The following is a 6,285-nucleotide window of genomic DNA, read 5'->3' on the forward strand; positions in this document are numbered from 1 at the left end:
TGATAAAGAGGGTTCTAACCCTCTTTATCACTCACGACCCCGTCACGAAGCCGAGCAAAGTGCCCAAAACGGGCACCCCAGCTGGAAAAATCGTCCCTTGTGGACAGTTGGGGTCGCGATCGGCTCCAGCGGACCGGTTCAGGTTGTGCCGCGAAGGTCTTGCTCTGAATCCAACGGAGAAGCCCTGCTCGACCGGAGGCTCGATCACGCCATGTTCGCCCTTCCCTCTCGATAGAACGACTTGCCACTCACGACCACCCCGACCGACGCCTCACCCACCCCACCAGCAGCCGCGACGCGAAGGGGCCTTTCCCCACATGCGACGCGACGAAGGGCGCTTTCCCCGCATGGCATGCGGGGAAAGCGCCCTTCAGCCCTTACGCTCAGAGCCCGATCGCGCCGAGGGTGCCGCTCAGGACACCCTGGTCGTGGCCGCCATCGGTGCTGGAGTGGGTCTCACTGGACCCGGCACCGTCCTGGCCCGCCCAGCCGCTGTGCTGCTGGTACTGGCTGTCGCCGTTCTTGCCGGCGGTCGCGGAGGTGCTGTCGTGCGCGGCCCCGTCCGGTCCCGCGGCAGCCGAGTTCTCGTGGAACGAACTCGACCCGCGATGGGTCTCGGACTGCACGCTGTGCGTCGCTGCGCCGTCCGGTCCGGCCTGGACTTCGGTGCTGCCGAAGCTGTCCGCCGAGGCGATGCCGGCGGCTCCGATCATCAGCGGCAGAGCCAGTGCCGAAGCGACCATGGTGCGGCGAATAGTACGCATGAGAATTCCCCGTTTCCTTACGGTTGTGGGATTTCTGTTCGGGACGCTGTCACCGTCCTGACCACAGGCTGCCCGTCGCCGCGGGAGCTCATGCGTAGGAAAGCTGTGAACGATCACACCGCGCGGGCGGCCCATCCGGCTCCGGCAGGCCTCCGAAGCAGCGGTCAGGCGTGCTTGGTCGCGGCCGCCGCCTCCAGCCCGAGGATGCTGATCGACCGCTCCCGCATCTCGACCTTGCGCACCTTGCCGGTCACCGTCATCGGGAACTCCTCGACGACGTGGACGTAGCGCGGGATCTTGTAGCGCGCCAGCTTCCCCTCGCAGAACTCCCGCACCGCTTCGGTGGTCAGCGGTGCCGCACCCTCGCGCATGCGGACCCACGCCATCAGTTCCTCGCCGTACTTGTCGTCCGGCACACCGATGACCTGCGCGTCGAGGATGTCCGGGTGGGTGTAGAGGAACTCCTCGATCTCGCGCGGGTACAGGTTCTCCCCGCCGCGGATGACCATGTCCTTGATCCGGCCGGTGATGTTGACGTACCCGTCGGCGTCCATGATCGCGAGGTCGCCGGTGTGCATCCACCGCGCCGCGTCGATCGCCTCGGCCGTCTTGTCGGCCTGCTCCCAGTACCCGAGCATCACCGAATAGCCGCGGGTGCAGAGTTCGCCCGGCTCGCCGCGGGGCACGGTCAGCCCGGTCTCCGGATCGACGACCTTGACCTCCAGATGCGGCCCGACCCGGCCGACCGTCGACACCCGTCGCTCCACCGAATCGTCCGCGCGGGTCTGCGTGGACACCGGCGACGTCTCGGTCATGCCGTAGCAGATCGACACCTCCGCCATACCCATCCTGTCGATGACCTGCTTCATCACCTCGACCGGGCAGGGCGAGCCCGCCATGATGCCGGTGCGCAGCGAGGAAAGGTCGTGCGAGGCGAAGTCCGGGTCGGCCAGTTCGGCGATGAACATCGTCGGAACCCCGTACAGGGAGGTGCATTTCTCGGCCGCGACGGCTTCGAGGGTGGCCTTCGGCTCGAACGCGGGCGCCGGGATGACCATGCACGCGCCGTGCGTCGTCGCCGCGAGATTGCCCATCACCATGCCGAAGCAGTGGTAGAAGGGCACGGGGATGCACACCTTGTCGGCTTCGGTGTAGTTGCAGAGTTCGCCGACGAAGTAGCCGTTGTTGAGGATGTTGTGGTGGGACAGCGTGGCGCCCTTGGGGAAACCCGTGGTGCCGGAGGTGTACTGGATGTTGATCGGATCGTCCGCGGACAGCTCGCCCTGCCGCTCGGCGAGCCGCTCCGGGTCGGCGCCGCGCCCGTTCTCCAGCAGCGACGTCCACTCGGCGCTTTCGAGCAGCACGACGTGGTCCAGCGCCGGGCACTTCGGGCCCGCTTCGGCGATCATGCCCGCGTAGTCCGACGTCTTGAAGGACTCCGCGGCCACGATGAGCTTGATCCCGGCCTGGTTCAGCACGTACTCGAGTTCGTGCGAGCGGTACGCCGGGTTGATGTTGACCAGGATCGCGCCGATCTTCGCGGTGGCGTACTGGACGCAGGTCCACTCCCACCGGTTCGGCGACCAGACGCCGACGCGGTCGCCCTTCGCGATCCCGAGGTCCAGCAGGCCCAGCGCGAGCGCGTTCACCTCGGCGGCGAGTTCGGTGTAGGTCCAGCGTTTCCCGGCCGCGCGGTCGACGAGCGCGTCCCGGCCACCGAAGGCGGCGACGGTGCGATCGAAGTTGTCGCCGATGGTGTCCCCCAGCAGCGGGGTGTCCGAGATTCCCGATGCGTAGCTCGGTACTGCGGGGGCGTCGGGCATGGAGAACTCCTGCGTTCGGCGGTAGCGACGCGTCGAGTCTAGGAAGGCGGCGTGACGGCGGCCACCTGCAAGTGGAGACCCGCGCCACCTCAGGGGAAACCCGGAGGCCGGGTCCGGCCATGCCCGATATCGTCGGGGACATGCGCCTCTACATCGTCGATGCCTTCACCTCCGAGGCCTTCTCCGGTAACTCCGCCGGTGTCGTGCTGCTGGACTCGCCGGGCGACGCGGGCTGGATGCAGTCCGTCGCGGCCGAGTTGAAGCACGCCGAGACGGCCTTCGTCGAGGTCGGTGGCGAAGGCCCGAAGTCGCTTCGCTGGTTCACGCCGGAGACCGAGGTCGACCTGTGCGGGCACGCGACGCTGGCGACCACGCACGTCTTGGGCGGCGAGCAGACCTTCACCACGAGAAGCGGCGAGTTGCGCTGCCGCGCCGAAGACGGCTGGGTGTCGATGGACTTCCCGTCGGATCCGCCCCGCGAGTCGGACGACGATCTCTCGTCGATCCTGCCAGGCGTCTCCTTCGACTACGTCGGGCGCAGCCTGCAGAACCTGTTCGCGGTGGTGGACGACGCCGCCGTGGTCCGTTCGCTGGAGCCGGACCTGGCCGCGCTGCGCGCGCACTGGACCGGACGGCTGATGGTCACCGCTCCGGGCGACGTCGAGGGGATCGACTTCGTGACCCGGTTCTTCGCGCCGGGTGTCGGCATCGACGAAGACCCGGTCACCGGGTCCGCCCACTGTGTTCTCGCGCCGTACTGGGCCGCGCGTCTCGGCCGGGACGAGCTCGTCGGCGAGCAGGCCTCGGCACGCGGTGGCATCGTGCGCATGAATCTCGAAGGTGACCGCGTCCTGCTTTCGGGGCAGGCCGTCACCGTGGCCAGCGGGGAGTTGCACGTCTGATGCGCCTGATCCTGAACGTCATCTGGCTCGTGCTGTGCGGCCTGTGGATGGCCCTCGGCTACGTCGTCGCCGGCGTCATCTGCTGCATCCTGATCGTCACCATCCCGTTCGGGCTGGCGTCGTTCCGGATCGCGGCCTACGCGCTCTGGCCGTTCGGCCGCACCGTGGTGGACCGGCGTGACGCCGGCGCCGCGTCGGTCATCGGCAACGTCATCTGGTTCATCTTCGCCGGGCTGTGGCTCGCGATCGGGCACGTGCTGACCGGGGTCGCGCTGTGCATCACGATCATCGGGATCCCGCTGGGCGTGGCGAACTTCAAGATGATCCCGGTCTCGCTGATGCCGCTGGGCAAGGAGATCGTGGAGCTTCCGTAGGGCGCTCCGGCCCGGGTTTGTGTCATGAGGGGTCCCCTTCGGACATTTTTTGTCCTAAGGGGACCCCTCATGACACACCCGGGAGGGGTCAGTCTTCGGGTTCCCACGGCAGCGGGATGATCAGGCAGGGGCCGCCCACGAACAAGCCGCCGTCGATCCCCAGCGCCTTCCCGCCCGCGTAGAGATACGGTCCCTCGATCTGCGCGGGGTGGATCCCGAGCTGGTCGGCGATGACGCTGTGCCCGTGCACGATCCGCTCGCCGCCGAGCCGGTCCATGAGCTGCTGCGCGACGTCGGCGCCTTCGGGCCCGCGGAAGGCGTAACGCGTGGTCATCCGCCGCCACACGTCCCACCAGGACTCGATGTCGCTGCCTTCGAGGATCTCGCGGCCGCGCGCGTTGATCTCGTCGATGTCCTCGCCCCAGCCGAGGTATTCGAGCGTGTCCGAATGCATCAGCAGGTGGTCCGCGGCCAGCGTCAGCATCGGGCGCGACGTCAGCCATTCGATGTGCTGCGGGGTGAGCCGGTCCTGATCGGAGAGCAGCCCGCCGTTGATCTCCCAGCTGCGGGCGAAGCTGCGCGGCCCGAAGTCGGACGGCACCTCCGTGTCGCCGAAGTGGTACATCCCGAGCAGCAGGATCTCGTGGTTGCCCAGCAGCGTCCCGCAGTGCCCGCCCGCTGTCGCGGCCTGTCGTTCCAGCCGCATCACCAGGTCGATGACGCCGACGCCGTCGGGGCCCCGGTCGACGAAGTCGCCCAGGAACCAGAGGGTCGCTTCGCCACCGGCCCAGTCGTCGTCGGAGTCGAGCAGCCCCTTCTCCCGGAGCGCCTCGGCCAGGTCGTCCCGGTGTCCGTGCACGTCACCGACCACGTAGGTCGGTGACGTGGGCTGATCGTCGTGCATCTTTGTGACGATAATCCCTCCGTCCGCCGCCGACTCGCTCAGCCTTCGCCGAACGGGTCACCGGTCCGCCCCACCAGATCGGCGATCGAGTCGATGATCATGGTCGGCCGGTACGGGTAGTGCTCGGCGCTTTCCCGGGTGGAGATGCCGGTCAGCACCAGGATCGTCTGCAGGCCTGCCTCGATTCCCGAGTGGACGTCGGTGTCCATCCGGTCGCCGATCATCAGCGTCGACTCCGAATGCGCGCCGAGTCGCCGCAGCGCCGAGCGCATCATCAGCGGGTTCGGCTTGCCGACGTAATACGGCGAACGGCCGGTCGCCTTCTCGATCAGCGCGGCGACCGAGCCGGTGGCGGGCATCGAACCCTCCATGCTCGGGCCGGTGGCGTCGGGGTTGGTGGCGATGAACTTCGCGCCGCCCTCGATCAGCCTGATCGCGCGGGTTATGGCGCTGAAGCTGTACGTGCGCGTCTCGCCGAGGACGACGTAGTCCGGGTCGCGTTCGGTCAGCACGTAGCCGACCTCGTGCAGCGCCGTGGTGAGCCCGGCCTCGCCGATCACGAACGCCGAGCCGTTCGGCCGCTGCGACGCGAGGAACTTCGCGGTCGCCAGCGCGGAGGTCCAGATGGCCTCCTCGGGGATGTCGAGACCGGTCCGCTCGAGCCTCGCCCGCAGGTCGCGCGGGGTGTAGATCGAGTTGTTGGTCAGCACCAGGAAGCCGATGTCGTTGGCGCGCAGTTCCTTGAGGAACTCGTCCGCGCCGGGCACGAGATGCTCCTCCTGCACCAGCACGCCATCCATGTCGCTGAGGTAGGTCCAACGGCGCTCGTTCATGGGTCCCACCCTAATGTTCCGCGACGGCGTGAACAGCCACGGACGCCGCCTTGACCGAAAGATCGACCGGTGTCCCGGGTTCGAGCGCCAGTTCGGCGACCGCGGCGGGGGTCAGATCGGCGGCGAGGCCGGCCGCCCAGCCGTCACCACGGGACCGGACGCGGATCACCGGTCCGTGTGGTTCGAGCGCGTCGACGAATCCCTCGACGGTGTTGCGCGGGCTCCCCCGGTGCTCGCCGTCTTTCAGGTACACGGCGACGGCGCTGGGCGGGAACACCGCGACCGCCGCTTCACCCTCGGCGACGTCTTCCGCCGGGATTCCGGCCAAAAGCCCGCTCGAGGTGCGCAAACCGCCGTCGACGGCGATGCCGGGCACCAGGTTCAGCCCGGCGATCCGCGCGGTGAACGCCGTGCGCGGCGCGGAGAGGACCTTGCGGGTCTCGCCGCGTTCGACGATCCGGCCCCCGTCGAGGACGGCGACGTGATCGGCCAGCGCCAGCGCGTCGAGCGGGTCATGGGTGACCAGCACGGTCGGCGGACCTCCCCGCAGCACCCGCCGGAGCAGGCCGCGGATGGCGGGCGCCGCGTCGATGTCGAGAGCGGCGAAGGGCTCGTCGAGCAGCAGCAATCCCGGCTCGGCCGCCAGGGCCCGCGCGATCGCGACCCGCCGCGCCTGCCCGCCGGA

Annotated in this window: 7 protein-coding genes; 2 read left to right on the top strand and 5 right to left on the bottom strand. The window is 68.6% G+C overall.

From position 1 onward, the window contains the following. Window positions 1–383 precede the first annotated feature (383 nt). Together CFP71_RS35530 and CFP71_RS35535 are read right to left on the bottom strand one after the other, a co-directional pair. A complete protein-coding gene (locus CFP71_RS35530) occupies window positions 384–764 on the bottom strand; it encodes a hypothetical protein (RefSeq protein ID WP_093938325.1) in 381 nt (126 codons plus the stop codon). Between the two features lie 164 nt (window positions 765–928). Then, window positions 929–2,587, bottom strand: coding sequence for an AMP-binding protein (locus CFP71_RS35535; protein WP_093938326.1), 1,659 nt, complete (start codon window positions 2,585–2,587; stop codon window positions 929–931). Between the two features lie 140 nt (window positions 2,588–2,727). On the opposite strand from CFP71_RS35535, the gene CFP71_RS35540 reads away from it, so the two are divergent. Further along, window positions 2,728–3,489, top strand: coding sequence for a PhzF family phenazine biosynthesis protein (locus tag CFP71_RS35540; RefSeq protein WP_093938330.1), 762 nt, complete (start codon window positions 2,728–2,730; stop codon window positions 3,487–3,489). Next, a complete protein-coding gene (locus CFP71_RS35545) occupies window positions 3,489–3,863 on the top strand; it encodes a YccF domain-containing protein (RefSeq protein WP_093938327.1) in 375 nt (124 codons plus the stop codon). The genes CFP71_RS35540 and CFP71_RS35545 overlap by 1 nt, the downstream gene beginning before the upstream one ends. Window positions 3,864–3,951: 88 nt before the next feature. On the opposite strand, the gene CFP71_RS35550 is transcribed toward CFP71_RS35545, so the two are convergent. From CFP71_RS35550 to CFP71_RS35560, 3 genes are all read right to left on the bottom strand, one after another. Continuing rightward, window positions 3,952–4,767, bottom strand: a complete 816-nt coding sequence (locus tag CFP71_RS35550) for a metallophosphoesterase family protein (RefSeq protein ID WP_093938328.1) — start codon at window positions 4,765–4,767, stop codon at window positions 3,952–3,954. A 38-nt stretch (window positions 4,768–4,805) separates the two neighbouring features. Further along, window positions 4,806–5,600, bottom strand: coding sequence for an HAD-IIA family hydrolase (locus CFP71_RS35555; protein WP_093938329.1), 795 nt, complete (start codon window positions 5,598–5,600; stop codon window positions 4,806–4,808). 10 nt (window positions 5,601–5,610) lie between these two features. After that, a partial coding sequence (locus tag CFP71_RS35560) for a TOBE domain-containing protein (protein WP_143267229.1) occupies window positions 5,611–6,285 on the bottom strand: 675 nt, incomplete at its 5' end.

The organism is Amycolatopsis thailandensis (assembly GCF_002234405.1).
Lineage (GTDB): Bacteria > Actinomycetota > Actinomycetes > Mycobacteriales > Pseudonocardiaceae > Amycolatopsis > Amycolatopsis thailandensis.